Annotated in this window: 18 protein-coding genes; 10 read left to right on the top strand and 8 right to left on the bottom strand. The window is 74.1% G+C overall.

Going from position 1 to position 19,272, the window contains the following annotated elements:
* Positions 1 to 108 precede the first annotated feature (108 nt).
* The 5 genes from DBP14_RS33065 to DBP14_RS33085 all read left to right on the top strand — a co-directional run bounded on the left by DBP14_RS33065 (position 109) and on the right by DBP14_RS33085 (position 5,564).
* On the top strand, positions 109 to 1,551 hold the full coding sequence (locus DBP14_RS33065) for a M1 family metallopeptidase (RefSeq protein ID WP_129311304.1): 1,443 nt from the start codon (positions 109 to 111) through the stop codon (positions 1,549 to 1,551).
* A 39-nt stretch (positions 1,552 to 1,590) separates the two neighbouring features.
* The gene (locus DBP14_RS33070; RefSeq protein ID WP_129311305.1) at positions 1,591 to 2,397 is read left to right on the top strand and encodes a L,D-transpeptidase family protein; all 807 of its coding nucleotides are present in this window, start codon (positions 1,591 to 1,593) and stop codon (positions 2,395 to 2,397) included.
* Positions 2,398 to 2,417: 20 nt separating this feature from the next.
* Positions 2,418 to 3,119, top strand: a complete 702-nt coding sequence (locus DBP14_RS33075) for a response regulator transcription factor (RefSeq protein ID WP_129311306.1) — start codon at positions 2,418 to 2,420, stop codon at positions 3,117 to 3,119.
* Positions 3,116 to 5,002 carry a HAMP domain-containing sensor histidine kinase gene (locus DBP14_RS33080; RefSeq protein WP_129311307.1) on the top strand — a complete coding sequence of 629 codons (1,887 nt, stop codon included), beginning with the start codon at positions 3,116 to 3,118 and terminating at the stop codon, positions 5,000 to 5,002. Before DBP14_RS33075 ends, DBP14_RS33080 begins: the two co-directional genes overlap by 4 nt.
* A 112-nt stretch (positions 5,003 to 5,114) precedes the next feature.
* Complete coding sequence (locus DBP14_RS33085; RefSeq protein WP_129311308.1) at positions 5,115 to 5,564, top strand: DUF6098 family protein; 450 nt, start codon at positions 5,115 to 5,117, stop codon at positions 5,562 to 5,564.
* Positions 5,565 to 5,586: 22 nt separating this feature from the next.
* Here the strand turns inward: DBP14_RS33085 and DBP14_RS33090 are convergent, their stop codons facing one another.
* Positions 5,587 to 5,838, bottom strand: coding sequence for a WhiB family transcriptional regulator (locus tag DBP14_RS33090; protein WP_129311309.1), 252 nt, complete (start codon positions 5,836 to 5,838; stop codon positions 5,587 to 5,589).
* Positions 5,839 to 6,180: 342 nt separating this feature from the next.
* Entirely contained in the window at positions 6,181 to 7,068 is an 888-nt protein-coding gene (locus tag DBP14_RS33095; protein ID WP_164992458.1) for a LysR family transcriptional regulator ArgP, read from the bottom strand.
* A 76-nt stretch (positions 7,069 to 7,144) separates the two neighbouring features.
* Between DBP14_RS33095 and DBP14_RS33100 the strand changes: the two genes are divergently transcribed.
* Both DBP14_RS33100 and DBP14_RS33105 read left to right on the top strand, forming a co-directional pair.
* On the top strand, positions 7,145 to 7,759 hold the full coding sequence (locus tag DBP14_RS33100; protein WP_129311310.1) for a LysE/ArgO family amino acid transporter: 615 nt from the start codon (positions 7,145 to 7,147) through the stop codon (positions 7,757 to 7,759).
* 91 nt (positions 7,760 to 7,850) lie between these two features.
* A complete protein-coding gene (locus DBP14_RS33105; RefSeq protein WP_129311311.1) occupies positions 7,851 to 9,155 on the top strand; it encodes an MFS transporter in 1,305 nt (434 codons plus the stop codon).
* Between the two features lie 38 nt (positions 9,156 to 9,193).
* Here DBP14_RS33105 and DBP14_RS33110 read toward each other — a convergent pair whose 3' ends face one another.
* Entirely contained in the window at positions 9,194 to 9,649 is a 456-nt protein-coding gene (locus tag DBP14_RS33110; protein WP_129311312.1) for a cyclic nucleotide-binding domain-containing protein, read from the bottom strand.
* 251 nt (positions 9,650 to 9,900) lie between these two features.
* The gene (locus tag DBP14_RS33115) at positions 9,901 to 10,188 is read right to left on the bottom strand and encodes a hypothetical protein (RefSeq protein ID WP_241741102.1); all 288 of its coding nucleotides are present in this window, start codon (positions 10,186 to 10,188) and stop codon (positions 9,901 to 9,903) included.
* A gap of 135 nt (positions 10,189 to 10,323) precedes the next feature.
* On the opposite strand from DBP14_RS33115, the gene DBP14_RS33120 reads away from it, so the two are divergent.
* Entirely contained in the window at positions 10,324 to 10,755 is a 432-nt protein-coding gene (locus DBP14_RS33120; protein WP_129311313.1) for an ATP-binding protein, read from the top strand.
* A gap of 231 nt (positions 10,756 to 10,986) precedes the next feature.
* Positions 10,987 to 11,832 carry a SigB/SigF/SigG family RNA polymerase sigma factor gene (locus tag DBP14_RS33125; RefSeq protein WP_129311314.1) on the top strand — a complete coding sequence of 282 codons (846 nt, stop codon included), beginning with the start codon at positions 10,987 to 10,989 and terminating at the stop codon, positions 11,830 to 11,832.
* A 46-nt stretch (positions 11,833 to 11,878) separates the two neighbouring features.
* Here the strand turns inward: DBP14_RS33125 and DBP14_RS33130 are convergent, their stop codons facing one another.
* Positions 11,879 to 14,128 carry an FUSC family protein gene (locus DBP14_RS33130; protein ID WP_241741104.1) on the bottom strand — a complete coding sequence of 750 codons (2,250 nt, stop codon included), beginning with the start codon at positions 14,126 to 14,128 and terminating at the stop codon, positions 11,879 to 11,881.
* A gap of 79 nt (positions 14,129 to 14,207) precedes the next feature.
* On the bottom strand, positions 14,208 to 15,584 hold the full coding sequence (locus DBP14_RS33135) for an NAD(P)/FAD-dependent oxidoreductase (RefSeq protein ID WP_164992556.1): 1,377 nt from the start codon (positions 15,582 to 15,584) through the stop codon (positions 14,208 to 14,210).
* A gap of 229 nt (positions 15,585 to 15,813) precedes the next feature.
* Here DBP14_RS33135 and DBP14_RS33140 point away from each other — a divergent pair, with 229 nt between their 5' ends.
* Complete coding sequence (locus tag DBP14_RS33140) at positions 15,814 to 16,626, top strand: methyltransferase domain-containing protein (protein WP_129311316.1); 813 nt, start codon at positions 15,814 to 15,816, stop codon at positions 16,624 to 16,626.
* Positions 16,627 to 16,635: 9 nt separating this feature from the next.
* Here the strand turns inward: DBP14_RS33140 and DBP14_RS33145 are convergent, their stop codons facing one another.
* Both DBP14_RS33145 and DBP14_RS33150 read right to left on the bottom strand, forming a co-directional pair.
* The gene (locus DBP14_RS33145) at positions 16,636 to 17,070 is read right to left on the bottom strand and encodes an ATP-binding protein (protein ID WP_129311317.1); all 435 of its coding nucleotides are present in this window, start codon (positions 17,068 to 17,070) and stop codon (positions 16,636 to 16,638) included.
* Positions 17,071 to 17,234: 164 nt separating this feature from the next.
* On the bottom strand, positions 17,235 to 19,139 hold the full coding sequence (locus tag DBP14_RS33150; RefSeq protein ID WP_129311318.1) for an AMP-dependent synthetase/ligase: 1,905 nt from the start codon (positions 19,137 to 19,139) through the stop codon (positions 17,235 to 17,237).
* Positions 19,140 to 19,272: the final 133 nt, after the last annotated feature.

Here is a 19,272-nt window from a genome sequence, read left to right on the forward strand (position 1 = left end):
CCCCCGCGGCCGTACGGGCGGCGACGCGACGCGACATGACCGGAATCAGGGGCGGTCGGAGCCCCCCGCGCCGTTACTCTGTGGGCCGGCCGACCCCGAGGAGTGCACGTGACGCCACCTGGCAGGCAGCCCGTGAGACGCCGTACCGCCGCCCTGCGCCGCCGGGCGGTCCTCGCCACCGTCCCGCTCACCGTCGCCGCGCTGCTCGGTGCCGCCGGGCCCACCGCGGCAGGATCCGCCGGGCCGGGCACGATCGGTGCCGCCGGCACGGGCGACCCCTACTTCCCGCTCAGCGGCAACGGCGGCTACCACGTCCGCCACTACGGCCTGACGCTCCGCTACGACACCGCCACCCGCCGGCTCGACGGCACGGCCGTCCTCACCGCCCGAGCCACCCAGCGGCTCAGCCGTTTCGACCTGGACCTCAAGGGCCTGCACGTCACCCGCGTCGCCGTCGGCCGCGCAACCGCCCGCTTCCGGCGCGACGGGCAGGAACTCGTCGTCACCCCGGCCCGCACCCTGCGCCGGGGCCAGGAGTTCCGGGTCACCGTCGCCTACCACGGCACCCCTGGACCGGTCAGCGACCCGGACGGCTCCGCCGACGGCTGGATCCCCACCGACGACGGGGCGTTCGTCGCGGGCGAGCCCCAGGGCGCCATGACCTGGTTCCCGGCGAACAGCCACCCGAGCGACAAGTCGTCGTACGACATCACGATCACCGTCCCCCAGGGCCGGACCGCCGTCTCCAACGGCACCCTGGTGGGGCGGCGCACCGCGCACGGCCGCACCACGTTCCACTGGCGCGAGACCCGGCCCATGGCCGCCTACCTGGCGACCGCCACTGTCGGGAAGTTCACGGTCCAGCGCTACACCACCTCCGACGGCATCCGGGTCTACAACGCGGTCGACGCCCGGGAGGCGGCCGCCGCCGCGCCCGTGCTGAAGAAGCTGCCGTCCGTACTGCGGTGGGAGAGCACGCTGTTCGGCCCCTACCCGTTCCGGTCCGCCGGGGCGATCGTCGACCACGCCCACGACGTCGGCTACGCCCTGGAGACCCAGACCCGGCCCCTGTACGACCGGGCACCCGACCTGAGCACCCTCGTCCACGAGAACGCCCACCAGTGGTTCGGCGACTCCGTCTCGCTGACCACCTGGAAGGACATCTGGCTCAACGAGGGCTTCGCGACCTACGCCGAATGGCTCTACAGCGAACAGCACGGCGGCGAGAGCGCCCAGCAGACGTTCGACGCCCTCTACGCCACCCCCGCGAGCGACGACCTGTGGGCCTACCCTGCCGGGAACCCCGGCAGCGGGGCGAACATCTTCGGCACCCCCGTGTACGCCCGCGGCGCCATGACCCTGCACGCCCTGCGGCGCGCCGTCGGCGACCGCACCTTCTTCCGGATCCTGCGCGCCTGGGCGGGCGAGCACCGGTACGGCCACGGAACGACGGCCGCCTTCGAGAGGCTCGCCGAGCGCGCCTCCGGCAAGGACCTGACCGGCCTGTTCCACACCTGGCTTGAGACCGCCGGCAAGCCCGGTCACGCCTGAACTCACAGCTTCCACACATCTGTCGGCCAGTCTCGACGCATGATCACGCGCAGAACCGCCGTCGCCCTCCTCGCCTCCCCGCCGCTGCTCACCGGCTGCGGCGCCGGAGCGGGGGCGACCGGGCGCCGCAGTGCCGCCGGCCCGGCACCGGAGACGACACGCACCGGCCGGGCGCCACGGACGACAGCGCCAGGGGCCACACGCACCGGCCCGGCGCCCGCGGCCACCCCCCTCAGCCGGACCGCGGCGGAGCCCGCGCGCCCCCGCATACCCGGGCTCGGGCCCCGGCGCGGCGCCGCGATACCGGACCACTGCAGGCAGGCGGTCCTCGTCACCGGGCGCCGTCAGAACTCCCCGGTCTCCACGGTCGTCCTGCACGAACGCACCCCCGCCGGCTGGCGGCCCGGCCCCGCCTGGCCGGCCCACAACGCCCTGCACGGCTGGAGCACCCACCACATGGCCGGGGACCTGCACAGCCCCGTCGGCGTCTACACCCTCAGCGACGCCGGCGGCCTGCTCCCCGATCCCGGCAGCAGGCTGCCGTACCACCACTCCTGGGGATTTGGCTCGCCCGGCACCGGCTTCGAGGGCGAATCCCTCGCCGGGTGCTTCGACTACGTCGTCGCCATCGACTACAACCGCGAGCCGGGCACCTCGCCCCTGGACTGGACCCGTCCGCTCGGCGCCCGCCGCGGCGGCGGCATCTGGTTCCACGTCGACCACGGCGGCCCCACCCACGGCTGCGTCAGCATCGCCAAGGCCCACGTGAAACAGCTCCTGCGCACCCTCGACCCGCACGCCCACCCGGTCGCCCTCATGGGACACGCCGACTGGCTCGCCGGCTGAACGGCCTAGGATCCGAACTCGTGTGCGCACATGTACTGGTCGCCGAGGACGACGAGAAGCAGGCCGAACTGATCCGGCTGTCCCTGCTGGCCGAGGGACACACCGCCACCGTGGTGCACGACGGCGGGGCCGCGCTCGACGCGGCCCGCCGGCTCGGACCCGACCTCGTCGTGCTCGACCTGATGCTCCCGGTCGTCGACGGATTCGGCGTCTGCCGGGTGCTGCGCGCCGGCGCCGACCCGGACATCCCCGTCGTGATGCTCACCGCCCGCGCCGAGGAGGACGACGTCCTGCTCGGCCTGGAACTGGGCGCCGACGACTACCTCACCAAGCCCTACAGCCCGCGCGAGCTGATGGCCCGCATCCGCACGGTGCTCAGGCGCAGCGGCCGCGGCACCGGCCGCGACCACGACCCGGTCGTCCGGGCCGGCGGGATCGCCGTCGACCCCGTACGGCACGAGGTGTGCTGCGACGGCGTGCCGGTGGAGTGCACGCCGGCCGAGTTCCAGCTCCTGCTGACCATGGCGGGCGAGCCGGAACGGGTCTTCACCCGGCGGCAGTTGCTGCAGTGCACGCGCGGAGTCGACCGGGCCTCCACCGAACGGGCCGTCGACGTGCACATCATGAACCTGCGCCGCAAGATCGAGGCCGACCCCCGCCGCCCGGCCCGGCTGCTCACCGTCTTCGGCGTCGGCTACAAGCTCAGCGGCGGCCGGACATGAAGCGCCGCGTCCGGCGGCCATCCGTCGAGGGCACCGGCCGGCGGCCGCTCGGGAAGCGCCGCGTGCCCCTGCGTAAACGGCTCCTCGTCCGGCTGCTGTTCGTCTCCGCGCTCATCGCCGTCTGCTCGGTCGCGGCCACCGCCTGGCTCGCGGTGACGACCACCACCAGCGCGCTCAAGGAGGAACAGGGCCAGGACCTCGCCGCCGACAACCAGATCCTCGCCCGGCTCAGCGGCTACGCCGCCACGCACCCGGACTGGGCGGGCGTCCGCCACACCGTCCGGGCCCTGGCCGCCGAGACCGGCCGGCGCATCGCCCTCACCACCGCCGACCGCACCCCGGTCGCCGACTCGGCGGCACGCGGCACCCCGCTGCCGCCCCGGCCCGCCGCCTCCGTCGACCCGCTGCACACCGACACCTACACCGATTCCGGCGCGCAGCTCAGCGGCATCGACCCCCGTGTGGTCGGCCCGTACCGGATCACCGGCGCGGAACGCGCCAAGCTGGACGCCCTGGCCGGCCGGCTCAAGGCCTGCTACGAGGCGTTCGGTCTGCGGCCCACCGTGACCCGGATCCCCAGCGGCCGCCCCCTGGTCACCGGCCCCGGCCAGGGGGCCGACCTCGCCGGCTACGTCGCGGAGAAGTGCGACGACGGGGCGCTGAACATCCCCACTCCGACCGAACGCAAGGCCCTCGACCGGCTCTCTGACCTCGCCCAGCCCTGCCTGCGGGGCCTCGGCCTCGGCGGACCGGCCTTCGTCACCCTCGACCCGACCGGCCGGGACCTCCTGGCCGGCGGCTACGTCGTCGCCAGGAAGAAGACGAAGACGGGCGCCGACGACACCCGGGCCGCGCGCACCTGCGTCCTCGACGCCCGCCGCACCCAGCTGAGGCCGTACGTCGCCCCGCCGGCCCAGCTGTTCCTCGGCATCGGCGACCGCGACACCGTCCGGTTCGACATGTCCCCGGCCAACAAGGCCAAGGTCGCGGGCGCGGCCGGCCTGGTCCTGGCGGTCACCGTCGCGGTGGCCGCCGTCGTCGCCGTCCGGCTGGTGCGCCCGCTGCGCGCGCTCACCGCCGCGGCCCAGCAGCCGCCCGAGCTCCATGTCCGGGTGCCGGTGACCACGCGGGACGAGACCGGCATCCTCGCCGAGGCCTTCAACGACCTCACCGAGCGCCGCGAACGGCTGGAGGCCCAGCGCAAGGCGATGGTCAGCGACATCGCCCACGAACTGCGCAGCCCCCTCACCAACATCCGCGGCTGGCTGGAGGTCACCCGGGACGGCGTCGTCGACCCCGACCCCGCCCTGCTGGGCTCCCTGCACGACGAGGCGCTGGTCCTGCAGCGGATCATCGACGACCTCCAGGACATCGCGGCCGCCGACGCGGGCACCCTGCGCCTGCACCCCGAGCCGCTGCACGCCGCCGAACTGCTCGACCAGGTCGCCGCCGCCCACCGGGTCGCCGCCGACGGCGCCGGGGTCGTCCTCGGCACCGACGCCGACCCCGCCGCCTGGCTGGACGCCGACCCGGTGCGGATGCGGCAGGCGCTGGGCAACCTGGTCTCCAACGCGCTGCGGCACACCCCCGCCGGCGGCACCGTCACGCTGGCCGCCCACCGCGACGGCGACGACCTGCTGCTCACCGTCACCGACACCGGCACGGGCATCGCGGCCGAGGACCTTCCGCACGTCTTCGAGCGGTTCTGGCGTGCCGAGAAGTCCCGCAGCCGGCGCACCGGCGGCAGCGGGCTCGGCCTGGCGATCGTCCGCCACCTCGTCGCCGCCCACGGCGGTACGGCACGGGTGGCGAGCGAATCCGGGGAGGGAGCGGTCTTCACCCTCCGGCTGCCCGCCGCCGCGCCGCCCGACCGGGAGGAGTGACGGCCCGCGGCCCGTGATCGGGAGGTCCGCGGCGTGCGGCCCGCGATCGGGTTCCCGGACCGCACCCGGGGGTACCGCGGAAGCCCGACGGAGCAGCCGAGGGAGGTCCCCCATGAGCGCACCGGACGACCTGCCGGTCACGTCCACGCTCGCCGAACTGGCCGCACTGGTCGAGCGGCACCGGGGCCTCTACGTGCGCTGGTCGAAGGGGCCCGGGCCCGACCTCGGGGAGACGACCAGCACCGACGACCTGACCGGCGTCCCCCTGCCGGGGCTGTCCGCCAATCCGCTCGACGTCGAGGAGTGGTGGCGGGGCCGGTCCGTGGAGCTGTGGGTGGCCCGCCGGCTGTACGACCACTCCCACCTGCCGCACGACAAGGGCCCCGGCGTCCGCCCCTGGGCCCTCAGGGGCCGGGAGGCGGGCCGGGGCCCCGACAACGAGCCGCTCGTCGCCGATGTCGAGCCGATGTGCTGGATCGCCGGCCCCATGATCGAGGAGGCCAGGCCGGAGGTCGAGCGCCAGGAACGGCGGTGGGGGACACCGCGCCGCTCCGGCCGCTGACCCCCGGGGCCCGGCCGCCGGGTCAGCCCGAGCCGCGCCGGGATCCCGCGCGGCGCCGCAGCCGGCGGCGCTCCGCCTCGGTGGTCCCGCCCCAGATGCCGATGCTCTGTCCGGTGTCCAGCGCCCAGTCCAGGCACTGTTCCCGCACGGGGCACCCCTCGCAGACCGCCGTGGCCTGCTGGGCCTGCACCTGGGAGGGGCCGGTGGTACCGATGGGGAAGAACAGGTCGGGGTCCTCGTGACGGCACGCGGCATGGTCGCGCCAGTAATCCATCGAAGTCTCCTGGGATCGAAGTCGTCCGTGCCCTGCCGGATGTGTTCCGCTGGGTCGGGTGACCGGTCGGAGCCGTGTGAAACTGCTCAGCCACACGCGGTCGACGGGTCGACGGGCCGGGGAACGGACGCGGGGGCGTGCGCGCGCCGGCGACGGCGTCCGGCCCCGACCGGGCACCGGTGACGTCGAGTTCGAGGGCGAAGACGGCACGCCGTCGGCCGCGCCACCGCGCGACCACCGTACTCCGGGAGCGCCTTTCCGGCCCGGCGAGTCCTGGCCTGACCGCCCGTCACCCACCGGGCCGTCAGTCCAGCGCGGTCTCCCGGCAGCGTCTCCTGCCCGTCAGTTCAGCAGGGCCTCCGCCGCGGTCAGCGACACCGCCTCCGCCAGGGCCGCCAGCGCGGGCGAATCCAGCTTCCACTGCTGCCAGTACAGCGTGGCGTCCATCCAGCGGTCCGGAGCGAGCCGCACGAGGCGGCCCTCGCGCAGCAGCGGGCCGGCCTGCGTCTGCGGCACCAGGCCCCAGCCGAGCCCGGCGGCGACCGCGGTGACGAACCCCTCCGAGGTGGGCACATAGTGCCGCAGGGCACCGGCGGACCCGCGGCCCAGCCGCCGTACGAAGCCGTCCTGGAAGTCGTCCTTGCGGTCGAAGACCACGACGGGGGCCTCGGACAGCGCCTCCGCCAGGGGTCGCCCGGTCACGTACCGTTCGGCGAACTCCGGTTCGGCCACCGGCAGATAGCGCATGCGGCCGAGCGGACGCACCGAGCAGCCGGGCACCGGGTCGGGGGAGGAGGTGACGGCCGCCATCACCTGGCCCTCGCGCAGCAGCGCCGCCGTGTGCGCCTCGTCCTCGCGGTGCAGTTCGAAACAGAGCCCCCGCACCCGGGTCAGCGCGTCGAGGAACCAGGTCGCCAGCGAGTCCGCGTTCACCGCGACCGACACCCGCGTCGGCTCCCCGGCGCCGCTCAGCCCCAGCTCGCCGCGCGCGTCCCGCTCCAGCCGGGCCAGCTGCCGCGCGAACCGGACCAGCACCGCGCCGGACTCAGTGGGCCGCACCGGCTTGGTGCGCTGGAGCAGCACCCGGCCGGTGCGCTGCTCCAGCCCCTTGACGCGCTGGCTGACCGCCGAGGGCGTCACGTGCAGGGCCTCGGCCGCCGCGTCGAAGGTGCCCTCGTCCACCACGGCGAGCAGCGTGCGCACCTGGTCCACCGGAAGCTCGTCCATCACACCGGCTAAGAATAGCTAAGGGTACGTAAGAATCTTTAGCTGTACGTCAGGTGATCCCCCGCTTAGTTTCGACGGCATGAACGCCGCACTGACCGCCGCCGCCGCCGGATTCGGCACCGGCCTCTCCCTGATCGTCGCCATCGGCGCCCAGAACGCCTTCGTCCTGCGGCAGGGGGTGCGCCGGGACGCCGTCCTGGCCGTCGTCGGCATCTGCGCCCTGTCCGACGCGGTGCTCATCGCGCTCGGAGTGGGCGGGGTCGGCGCCGTCGTGGTGGCCTGGCCCGGCGCGCTCACGGCGGTCGCCCTGGCCGGCGGCGCCTTCCTGCTCTGCTACGGCGCCCTCGCCGCCCGCCGGGTCCTCAGGCCCGGCGCGGGACTGCGGGCCGAGGGCGAGGCGGCCGGTTCCCGCCGGCGGGCGGTGCTCACCTGCCTGGCGATGACCTGGCTCAACCCGCACGTCTACCTGGACACGGTGTTCCTGCTCGGCTCCCTCGCGGCCGGTCACGGCGGGCTGCGCTGGACCTTCGGGCTGGGGGCCGCCCTGGCCAGCCTGTGCTGGTTCGCCGGGCTCGGCTTCGGCGCCCGGCTGCTCGGCCGGTTCCTCGCCCGGCCCGGCGCCTGGCGGGTGCTGGACGGCCTGGTCGCCGTCACCATGCTGGTCCTCGGCGCGAGCCTCGTCGCCGGCGCCTGAGAATCGGGTTCGGCGACCGGGCGCGTTGCTGCGATAGTGGGCCCGCATCGAAAGATGTATCGAGCAACCTCTGTCGAGCGAGCAGGACACGGTGGACACCAGCGAGAGCAGCACGGCCGAACCCGGCACCGACGACCCCGGTGCGACGGCGGACCCGCCCCGGCGCGGCTGGCGCCGCTGGGCGATGGACACCCGTCCCCTGCGCATCCCCGCCTACCGGCGCCTGTGGTCGTCCACCATCGTGACGGCCGTCGGCAGCCAGCTCACCGCGGTCGCCGTGCCCAAGCAGATCTACGACATCACCCACTCCTCGGCGTGGGTCGGCTACGCGAGCCTCGCCGGTCTGCTGCCCATGGTCGTGTTCGCGCTGTGGGGCGGGGCCGTCGCCGACACGGTGGACCGCCGCAAACTGCTGCTGGTCACCAACACCGGCATCGCCGTCACCTCACTGCTGTTCTGGGCGCAGGCGGCGTCCGGCCTGGACTCGGTCGTCGTCCTGATGGCGCTGCTCGCCCTGCAGCAGGCGTTCTTCGGGCTCAACTCCCCGGCGCGCACCGCGTCCATCGCCCGGCTGGTGCCGGCCGAGGAACTGCCGGCGGCCAACGCGCTGGGCTCGACCGTGATGCAGACCGGCCTGGTGGCGGGTCCGCTGCTGGCCGGTGTGCTGATACCGGTCATCGGGCTGCCCGAGCTGTACCTGATCGACGCGCTCGCCCTGTGCGTCACCGTGTGGGCGGTCTTCCGGCTGCCCGCGCTGCCGCCGCTCGGCGCGTCCCCGTCCCGCCGGGCGGGCCTCAGAGAGATCGCCGCCGGGTTCCGCTACATCTCCGGGCACAAGGTGCTGCTGCTGTCCTTCCTCGCCGACATCGTCGCGATGGTGTTCGGCATGCCGCGCGCCCTGTTCCCGCAGCTCGCCGCCCAGACGTTCGCGCCGTACGGCGAAGGGCTCGCGCTGGGCGTGCTGTTCGCCGGCATCCCCGTCGGAGCCGTGCTCGGCGGACTGTTCTCCGGCGTGTTCTCCCGGGCCCGGCGGCACGGCTGGATGGTCATCGGGGCCGTGGTCGGGTGGGGCATGGCCGTCGCCGGGTTCGGGCTGAGCCGCAACCTCTGGGTGGCCATGGCCTTCCTCGCCGCCGCGGGCGTCGCCGACATGGTGTCCATGGTGTTCCGCGGCGCGATCCTGCTGACCGCCGCGACCGACGAGATGCGCGGCCGGCTGCAGGGGGTGTTCACGGTGGTCGTCGCGGGCGGCCCGCGCCTGGCCGACGTCCTGCACGGCACCGCCGGCTCCGTGTTCGGCCCCCGGGCCGCCGTGGCGGGCGGCGGCGCCCTGGTCGTCGCGCTGATGCTGGTCCTGGCAGCCGCCGTCCCGGCGCTGCGCCGCTACCGGATCTGAGGCTCCCGGGGCCCAGGGCTCAGGGGCGCCGAGGCTCGCTACGCATAGCCCCGTCGGCGCAGCGCGTACTGGTCCATCAGCTTGCCGCGGGTCGTCTCCAGACGGTGGGCGAGGACCTCGGCGACGGTCCGCACCAGGGACAGTCCGAGCAGCGGGTCCTCCACGCTCAGCGCCAGCACCGACGGCCCGTCGAACTCGTAGGCCCGCACATTGCTGAAGGCGACCGCCCCGAAGTCCCACTCGTACGGCGGGAACAGCCACGACCAGCCGAGCATGTCGCCCGCGCCGAGGGTGGCCACCGTGACCTGCTGCCGGGACGTGACCTCCTGGTCCAGGGAGACCGCGCCGGAGCGGATCACCCAGAACCGGTCGGCGGTGCCCCCCGCCTCGAAGATCCGGGTGTCCTCCGGGAAGGAGACCTCCTTGGCCAGCTCCATGAGGCGCTCGCGCTGCGCCTGCGGCAGGGCGGTCAGCAGTTTGATCGCTTTGGTCATGGGGGCTCCTCACCGGCGAGGGTTCGAGGGGTTCTCCTCCATTTGAGCCGCTGCCGCCGCTCCGGGCACCTCGAAGGACCCGGCTTTCCGCCCGGCCGGCGTCGCCGGGGCATGAAAAAGCCCTGGCTGGACGGGGGAAGCCAGCCAGGGCCGTGTGCAGTGGCGCAGAGGGGACGGTTCCGGTCGACCCCCTGACCACTTATGGATGAACGGTAAACCATCTGGCTCCCCTTCGCGGCATTGGACCCCGCTCAGGTGACCTGTTTCACCCCCGGCCCGCCGTCCGTCCCGCCCTCCATACCGGCCGGCGGGGCGGACGGAGCGGAGGGCGGCGGCGCGCCCGGGGCCGCGATCTCCTGGAGCGCGTCGAGCACCGCCTCGTACGCCGACGCCCGGACGGAGGCCTCCCGCGCCCCGTCCGGATCGGTCGCCGTCAGGCTCTGTGCCCGCTCGCGCCAGCTCCGCGCCTCCCCGGCCGCCCGGTCCCGGCCGCGCTGGATGCGCCGCAACAGCTCGTCCGCGTCCACGACATCGGTCATGCGCTCCGGGTACCCGGCCGCCGCCCGGTGATGACAGCGGCACCGAGGGTGTTTGACGGCGCTCACAGGGGTCAGCCGAACCAGTAGACCCGTATCGCCCGGGAATCCCCCGGGGCGCAGCCAGGGAGGGAAGGGATGCGCGAGCCGCACAGGACCGACTCCGCCACCGCGACCAGGGACACCCGGCCCGTGCCGTGCCGGCCGGCCGACGCCCGCAGAACCGTACGGCACGCGGTCGCCGAACGCTGCCGCGACCGGGCCCTCACCTGCGCCGGCCAGGCGCTGGACGACGCCCTGCTGGTCACCTCCGAACTCACCACCAACGCCATCCTGCACGGCGGCGGGATCACCGGGTTCGACGTCGCCGTCGACAGCGGCGGGGTCCGCGTCTCGGTGAGCGACCGCAGCGACGACGTCCCGGTGGCCACCGCCCGGCCGGACGAACCCGACCGGTGCGCGGCCGGCGGCCGGGGCTGGCCCATCGTCTGCCGGCTGGCACGCGACGTCCGGGTGGCCTGCCTGCCCTGCGGCGGCAAGTGCATCACGGCCGTCGTGCCCCTGCGCTGACGCCGGAGAAGTTTCGCCGGCGGCGTTTGCGGACGGGTCGGCCGGGCAGACGGAATCTCGTGCTTCGGACCGGAGGCGCGCGCCCAGCGGGACGTACGGCTGAGGCGGGCCCGCCTCCCGGCGGGCCCGGCGGCCATCCCGCGGCGACCCCCTGACACCCCCGTTCGGGCCGGGACCCGGAACCACGCCGTTCCGGCCGTGCCCTGAAACCACGTTCAGGAGCGATTCCGCATGCTGACCGACATGTCGACAAGCCGTTCCGGCACGACAGACCGCACCACCGCCCCGGCGCGGCGGGTCCACGACGACGCCCCCGACACCGCCGCCCTCTTCGCCCGGCTGGCCGCCCTGGACGACGGCCCCGAACGCGACGAGGTGCGCGACGAACTCGTCGCCGCCTGGCTGCCCATGGCCCACCGCATCGCCGGCCGGTTCCGGGACCGCGGGGAGGCCGTCGAGGACCTGCGGCAGGTGGCGGCCCTCGGGCTGGTCAAGGCGGTCGACCGGTTCGACCCCTCGCGCGGGGCGTTCGAAAGTTATGCCGTGCCCACCATCACCGGCGAGGTGAAGCGGCACTTCAGGGACCGGATGTGGGCCCTGCGGGTCCCGCGCCGGGTGCAGGAGCTGCGCAACCGCGTCCGCGTGGCCCGCCGCGAACTCACCCAGAACCCCGGCAGCCGTGAGCCCACGGTCGCCGACATCGCCGCCCACACCGGCCTCACCGAGGACGAGGTGAGCGCGGGCATGGAGGCGCTGGAGAGCTTCAGCACGCTGTCCCTGGACGCCGAGCTGGCCGGCGGCGACGACGGCTACAGCCTGGCCGACACCCTGGGCGCGTCCGACACCTCCTTCGACGTCGTCGTCGACCGCGAGGCCGCCAAGGAGGGGTTGCGTCGGCTGCCCGAGCGTGAACAGGCCATCCTCTACATGCGTTTCTTCGAGGACATGACGCAGAGCCGGATCGCCGACCGCCTCGGCATCTCCCAGATGCACGTCTCCCGGCTCATCAGCCGCAGCTGCGCCCGGGTCCGCGACGAGGCGATGGGCCGGCACCGGGGCGGCCGCCCCATGGCCTGAAGGCGTCCGCCTCCCTCGGGAGTCTCCCGGGCCCTGGTGCCCGCCGTCACTTCTCGGGCTGGTCCGGTGCCATCCCCAGGGGGCGGGCCAGGCCCGACACGGCCTCGTCCAGGCGCTGCAGATGCCGTAGCACCCGGTCGGTCACCCTGCCGTAGCGGGGTGTGCGCAGGGTGCCCGGCTCCAGCATCGACGCGATGCTGGGGCCGGTCTCCATGCGGGCGGCGGATCCGGGGTCCGAGACGTGCGCGGCGATCGTCTCGATGTTGTGCACGATCCGCCCGCCGGCGCCGCGCAGCCGCGGATCCGCCGCCATCGACGGATGTGTGGGCAGCAGCTCCGCCGTGGCCGCCAGCGAACGGCCGTGGTACGCGCAGGTCTCCAGCAGCGCCACGATGTACCGGGCGTTGTCCCGGCGCGAGCGCAGCGGTGTGATCGGATGGGTCAGCGGCTGGGTGGCGGCCCGCAGATCGGCCAGCGCCTGGTCCAGGGCGCGCGCCTTGTCCACCAGCTCGCCCGGCGCGTCCCCGCTCAGCTGGTCGACCGCGGCCCGCGTCACGTCGGCCAGCCGGTCCAGGACGGCGACCAGGAGTTCGTCGGTACGGCGGTCCGTGCGCACCGGGAGCACCACCGCCGCCGCGATCACCCCGCAGGTCGCCCCCAGGGCGGTCTCCTCCACCCGTAGCAGCAGCACCGAGGCGCTGTAGGAGTTCAGCAGCGTGTACAACAGTCCCAGCATCGCTGTGACGAAGAACGACATCAGTGTGTAGGACAGCGGAGCGCTGTAGAACATCGCGAAGACGAACAGCAGCACCAGCCCGAAGGCCGTCCACGTGTGGTGCCCGACCAGCCCCGCGAGCCCGATGCCGGCCACCACGCCGAGCACCGTGCCCAGCAGCCGGCGGTACCCCTTGACCAGGATCTCGCCGGTGGACGAGGTGTTGATGAACACGATCCAGCAGGTCAGCACCGCCCAGTACCAGCGCTGCGTGGACAGCAGCTCGCCGCCCAGGATGGCCAGCGAGGACCCCACGGCCACCTGCACCGCGGCCCGGGTGGTGGGCCGCCGCAGCCCGGTCCGGCCGGCCTGCTCGCCCTCCTCGTCCTCGCTGCCCTCGATGGCCGCGTCCTCGGCGTCCAGTTCCTCGCGGGAGCGGGCCGTCGCCGGGGAGTCGTCGGACTCGTCCAGCGGCCCGTCCAGGGCCATCCGCAGCCCCAGCGAGGCGCGCGCGGCCTCGCCGAGGCCCCGGAACACGTCCTGGACGGCGGGGGAGGCCCGCGGCAGGTTCTCCTCCTCGCGGTAGCCGAGCAGCCGGTTGCGCACGTGCGCCAGCGCCGTCCCGGAGGCCTCGCCGACCGGGCGCTGCACCAGCAGGCGCAGCGCCGCCAGGTCCCGGCGCAGCGCGGCACTCGCCTCGTCCCGCACCGGCAGCTCCCCACCGGAGGGCAGCGGGGCGCCCGGCAGATGCAGGGTGAGCGTCTCGGTCCGCTCGGCGCTGCGCGCGGTGAGCAGCAGCAGACCGAGCCGTTCGGCCGCGATCTCGGCGTCCGCGATCCGGCGCTGCAGCAGCCGGGCCACCGCCTCGTCGGACGTGCCGTCCGCCAGCCGGCCCTGGATCAGCAGCGCCGTGTCGTGCAGCCGGGCGGTGCCGGTGCGCAGGTCGGCGAGGACCTTGTCCACCTCGTCGGGCCCGGCGTCCAGCAGTTCGGCCTGCGTGCCGACCAACTGGCCCAGCCGGGCCCGGAAGGCCCGCCGCAGCCGGTCCAGGACACCGGCCGGGGTCTGCGGGAACAGCAGGAAACGGGCGGCCGCGCTACTCGCGAACGCCACGGCCAGCACGCCGTACAGGGCCGGCAGCATGTGCGGGGTGGCGCGCACGAACAGCGAGACGAAGTAGACCTGGAAGCCGATCAGGCCGAGCGCCGTGCCGCGGTCACCGAACCGCCGGCCGTAGACCGCGCAGAAGATGAGGACGACGAAGAACAGGTCACCCGCCACCACCCGCTGGTTCAGCACCGCGCCCAGCGACATCGACGCCAGCGCCGTCGGCAGCCCCAGCGCGAGGGTCACGGCCTGCCGCGAACGCTGCTTCTCCCGGATGGCGAACGTCGCCGCCATCGCCGAGATGGCGCCCGCGACCAGATGGGTCACCGGCGCCCCGAGCACGGCCAGCACGAGAAGCGTGACGGCGATGGCGGCGACCGTCCGCAGCCCCGCGGTCAGCCGCAGCAGCCCCGGGTCCGAGGCCGCGAGCCGGTCCCACACCCGTGCCCACCCCACCCGAACCGCTGCCCTCACGCCGTCGCGCCCACTTCCGTCCGGCCCATGATCGTGTCGCGACCCCAGCATGGCACGGCCCCCGGCGGTGCCGGCCGGTTCAGGGGCTCTCGACCGGCTTGCCCTCCACACGCTCGCGGACCTGGTCCGGCGTCAGATAGGCGTCCGTGAACTCGAAGTCCTTCAGCCGGGCCGGCTTGCGGGCCTGGAAGCCGGTGCGCACGAAATCGTCGCCGGCGACCGCGTTCAGCATCCAGTTCGTCATGACGCGGGCCTTGGCGACATTGGTGCGCAGCGCCGACCAGTGGTAGCCGCGCGCCACCGCCTGCGCGGGCACGCCCCGCAGCTCCACCCCGAGCGGCTTGGACACCGCGTCCTTCCCGCCGAGGTCGACGACCAGCCCCAGGTCCTTGTGCTCGTACGGCTTCATCGGCTGCCCGCGCAGCGTCGCGATGACGTTGTCGGCGACCGCCCCGCCCTGCCGCATGGCGTGCTGGGCCGTCGGCGGGCACACCGCGCCCTCGTCGTCCTTGGCCCGGTCGGGCACGGCGGCGGCGTCGCCGAGCGCGAAGACACCGTCGTACCCCGGCAGGCACATGTCGGCGGTCACCGCGAGCCGGCCGCGGACGGTCTCCGCGCCCAGCGTGGCCATCAGCGGGCTGGCGACCACGCCGGCCGTCCAGATCAGCGTGTGGGTCGGGACCACCCGCCCGTCGGTGAAGGTGACCTCCTCCGCGCCCGCCTTGTCGATCGAGACGCCCAGCGACACCTCGATGCCGCGCCGTCCGAGGATCTCCTGCGCGCTGCGGCCCAGCTTGTCGCCCAGCTCCGGCATCAGCTTGGGCGCGATGTCGATGAGGTGCCACTTGATCAGGCCCGGGTCGATCCGCGGGTAGCGCTGGACGGCCGCGTGCGTGAGCCGCTGCAGACAGGCCGCCGTCTCGGTGCCGGCGTAGCCGCCGCCGACGACCACGAACTGCAGCCGAGCGGCCCGCTCCGCCGGATCGTCGCTGGCGTCGGCCAGGTCGAGCTGCGTGATGACGTGGTCGCGGATGTAGGCGGCCTCGGCGAGCGTCTTCATCCCGAAGGCGTGCTCCGTCAGCCCCGGGATGTCGAAGGTGCGGGTCACGCTGCCCGGCGCCAGCACGATGTAGTCGTACCGCTCGTTGACGATCTTGTCGGTGATCGTGCGGACCACGCAGACCTTCGACCGCAGGTCCACCCCGATCGCCCCGCCCGGGAGGATCCGGGTGCGGTACTTCCTGCTGCGGCGCAGCGACAGAGCGATCGACTGCGGCGTGAGCACGCCGGAGGCGACCTGGGGCAGCAGGGGGAGATAGAGCTGGTACGAGTACGGCGTCACCAGCGTGATGTCGGCCTCGTCCGGGCCGAGCCTGCGCTCCAGACGGCGCACGCACCCCACTCCGGCGAAGCCTGCGCCCACCACCAGGATCCTGGGTCGTGTCACGGTGTCCATCCCTTTCTGCGGCTCCAGGCGGTCCGACTCGACGCCGTTCGCATGCCCCGGACCGCTGCTGCGCACCACGACCGATCCCACCGTGGCCCCAGCAGCCGCGCCAGTCGGCTGCGGCAGGCAGACGAACGCGTGGGCACCAGCATGCCCCCGCTTCCCGCCCAAGTAACCGGAAGTCGCACAGATACACGTCCGGCTCCTCCCGGACCGGCCCGGGCCGTACAGTGCCGTCATGACGGACCCGCGGCCCGGTACGGGCTTCCAGAAGAGCGGCATCGACCCCGCGAACGTGGCCCGCCTCGTGGGCGCCCTCGACGCCCAGGACGCCAACGACGGCGTACGGCGGCTGCGCGCCTGGGCCGCCGAGGCACTCGCCGTACGCCCCGGGGAACGGGCGCTGGACATCGGCTGCGGAACCGGCACCCACACCCGCGCCCTGGCCGCCGCAGTCGGCCCCGAGGGCTCCGCGCTGGGCGTCGAACCCAACCCCGGGCTGCGCGCCGCGGCCGAGGAACGCGCCGCCGGTAACCCGGCACGCTTCGTCGACGGCGACGCGCTGGCCCTGCCCGTCCCGGACGCCTCGATGGACGTCGTCTGGTGCGAACGGGTCCTGCAGCACCTGACCGAACCCGGCCGGGCCGTCGCCGAGATGGCCCGGGTGCTGCGCCCGGGCGGCCGGGTGGCACTCCTCGACACCGACTGGGCGACCGCCATCCTGTACCCCGGCGACCCCGCCGTGATGGAGGCGCTGACCTCGGCCATTCTGTCCGGCGCGGCCAACCCCCGCTCCGGGCGGCGGCTGGTCGGACAGCTCGGAGAGGCCGGGTTCGTCGTGGACGACCGGGGCTCCCAGGCCCTCCTCCAGGACCACACCTCGGTCGCCTGGCCGCTGGTGCGGATGCTCGGCGAGACGGCCGTCCGCCAGGGGGCGCTCACCGAGGCGCAGCGCGACGCGGCCTACGCCGAGCTGACCGAGGCCGCCGCACGCCACGCCCTGCACATGTCCGTGACCATGTTCGGGGTCGTCGCCCACCGCCCGGTCTGACCGGGCCGGTCACCAGGGCAGGAAGACGTGGATGTCCTTGCCCCGGTCGGTGACGACGACGCTCACCTGGTCGCACAGCGTGTGCACCAGGTGCCAGCCGATGCCTCCGCCGCCCGTGCGGGGGTGGAAGGGCCGCGGCTCCGGCCGGGTGGTGCTGGTGTCGTGCATCGTGACGTGCACCCCGTCGAAGGTGCGGCGCATGTGCAGATCGAACGGCCCGGGCGCGTACTGGACGGCGTTGGCGGCCAGTTCGGTGACGACCAGCAGGATGTCGTCCCAGTACTCGTGCGCGCCCGGCGGGGCGTCGATCGCCAGGTCGTCGAGGAACTCCTCCGCGGCGAGCCGCGCGCCCGTGACATTGCGCAGCTCACCCGCGAAGGAGAAGGTGCGGTCGTGCCTCTCCTCCGGGGGCGGTGTGTCGTTCCAACGCGGCTCCGTCGACATCTCGCATTCCCAGGCCCCGCCGGACCGGTCCCTCGTGGACCCCTTCCGACCAGGGCGGTCGTCGTCGCTGATCTCTTCAACGCTGCGGGTTCCCTCGCCCGGCCGGGTAAAGCGTCCGTCATGGGGCCGGTGTCCCGTGCGGACAGGTGCCTCCTTCCCACGGATCACCGGAACACACTGTCCGGCTCGTCCCAGTCGGCCTGCTCCTCCGGTCCCGGCCGCCGGGCGGCGCGGGAACGGGCCTCGTACATCGCCTCGATCTCGGCCGCGTAGTGCCGCGCTATGGCCTCTCGGCGCAGCTTCAGCGACGGCGTCAGCAGTCCGTTGCCCGGGGCGAACGGTTCTTGCAGGACACGGTAGACCCTGATCGACTCCGCCCGGGACACCGCGCTGTTGGCGGAGGCCACGGCCCGCGCGATCTCCTCCCGCAGCGCGTTCTCCTCACGGGTCTCCCGGCCCGCGGAGTCGCCCGGCAGCGCCAGCGCGGCCCGCCAGTGCGCCAGGAAGTCGGGGTCCAGGGTGATCAGGGCGCCCACGCACGGCCGGTCGTCGCCGACGACCACCGCCTGGTGGACGAGCGGATGCAGCCGCAGCCGCTGCTCCAGCGGGGCCGGGGCCACGCTCTTGCCGCCGCTGGTGACGATGACGTCCTTCTTGCGCCCGGTGATCGTCAGATAGCCCTCGGAGTCCAGCCGCCCGATGTCCCCGGTCCCCAGCCAGCCGCCGCGCAGCGCCGCCCGCGTCCGCGCCTCCTCGCCGATGTACCCCTGGAACACCGACGGCCCGCGCACCAGGATCTCCCCGTCGTCGGCCACCTGCACGTCCGTGCCGGGCAGCGGCCGGCCCACGGTTCCCGACTTCTCCCGGCCCAGCGGCTGCATGGTGATCCCGCCGGAGGTCTCCGTCAGCCCGTACCCGTCGTGGACGTAGAGACCGATGCCCTCGTAGAACAGCGACAGTTCCCGGCTGAGGGAGGAGCCGCCCGAGGTGCCCCGCAGCACCCGGCCGCCGAGCGCCCCGCGCAGCTTGCGGTACACCGTCCGCTCGTACAGCGCGTGCTGCAGCCGCAGCTCCAGGCCGGGGCCCGGCCCGGTGCCGAGCCGCCGGCGCTCCTCCGCGCCGGCGAAGTCCCGCGCGGTCCGGGCGGCTCGCTCGAACAGTGCGCCGTGGCCCGCCTGCTGGGCCGTACGCAGGAAATTCTTGTACAGCTTCTCGAACACCGACGGCACACCGTACAGATAGGTCGGCCGGAACGTCCGCAGCGCCGAGGCCAGGGCGGCCTCCGTCAGTTCGGGCTCGTGCGCCATCAGGACCCCGCCGCGTACACAGATCTGCTGGATCATGATGCCGTACACGTGGGAGAACGGCAGGAACGCCAGCACGGACGGCTGTTCGCCCGGCAGCGCCGTCGTATGGCGCCAGCCGGCCAGGAGCGTGTCGCAGGGGTACGCCAGGCCGCGGTGGCTGAGCGCACAGCCCAGCGGGTGGCCCGAGGTACCGGACGTGTACGCGATGACCGCCGTCGAGTCCGGCAGCACGATCCGGCGCAGCGACTCCACCGTGGTCAGCGGCACCGGCAGGCCCCGCTCGACGAGCTGGTCCAGCGCGCCCGCGTCCAGCTGCCACACGTGCCGCAGCCGGGGCAGCCCCGCGCACGCGGTGCCGACGGTCATGACGCCCTGCTCGTCCTCCACCGCCACGGCCACGCAGCCGGCGTCCCGCAGGATCCACTCGACCTGCTCTCGCGACGACGTCGGATGGATCGGGACGACCTCCGCGCCGACGGTCCACAGGGCGTGGCTCAGCACCGTCCACTCGTAGCGGGTGCGGGCCATCAGTGCCACGCGGTGGCCGGGGGAGATACCGGCGGCGATCAGCCCCTTGGCCACGTCGACGACTTCGTCCCGCAGCTCCACCGCCGTCACCTCCTCCCAGACGCCGGCGAAAGCGTCCGGCCGGCGCGCCAGCATCGGCAGGGCGGGGGTCCGCTCGGCGGTCTCGAAGAGAGCGTCGGCGAGCCCGCCGGTCAGCGGCGGGGCGGCCGTGGGAGCGAGTGCGACATCGCGCATGCGCTGCTCCTGGGGTGTGCGGAGGGTGACTCCGCCGATCGGCTCTGCTGTCGGCGGTGCTCGAATGTAGCCCAGGCGGGCGACCGCTGGTGCCGGGAACGGCGAAGTCGTGATCGGCTGATGATCTGGCCGT

It is taken from the genome of Streptomyces sp. L2 (assembly GCF_004124325.1).
GTDB lineage: Bacteria > Actinomycetota > Actinomycetes > Streptomycetales > Streptomycetaceae > Streptomyces.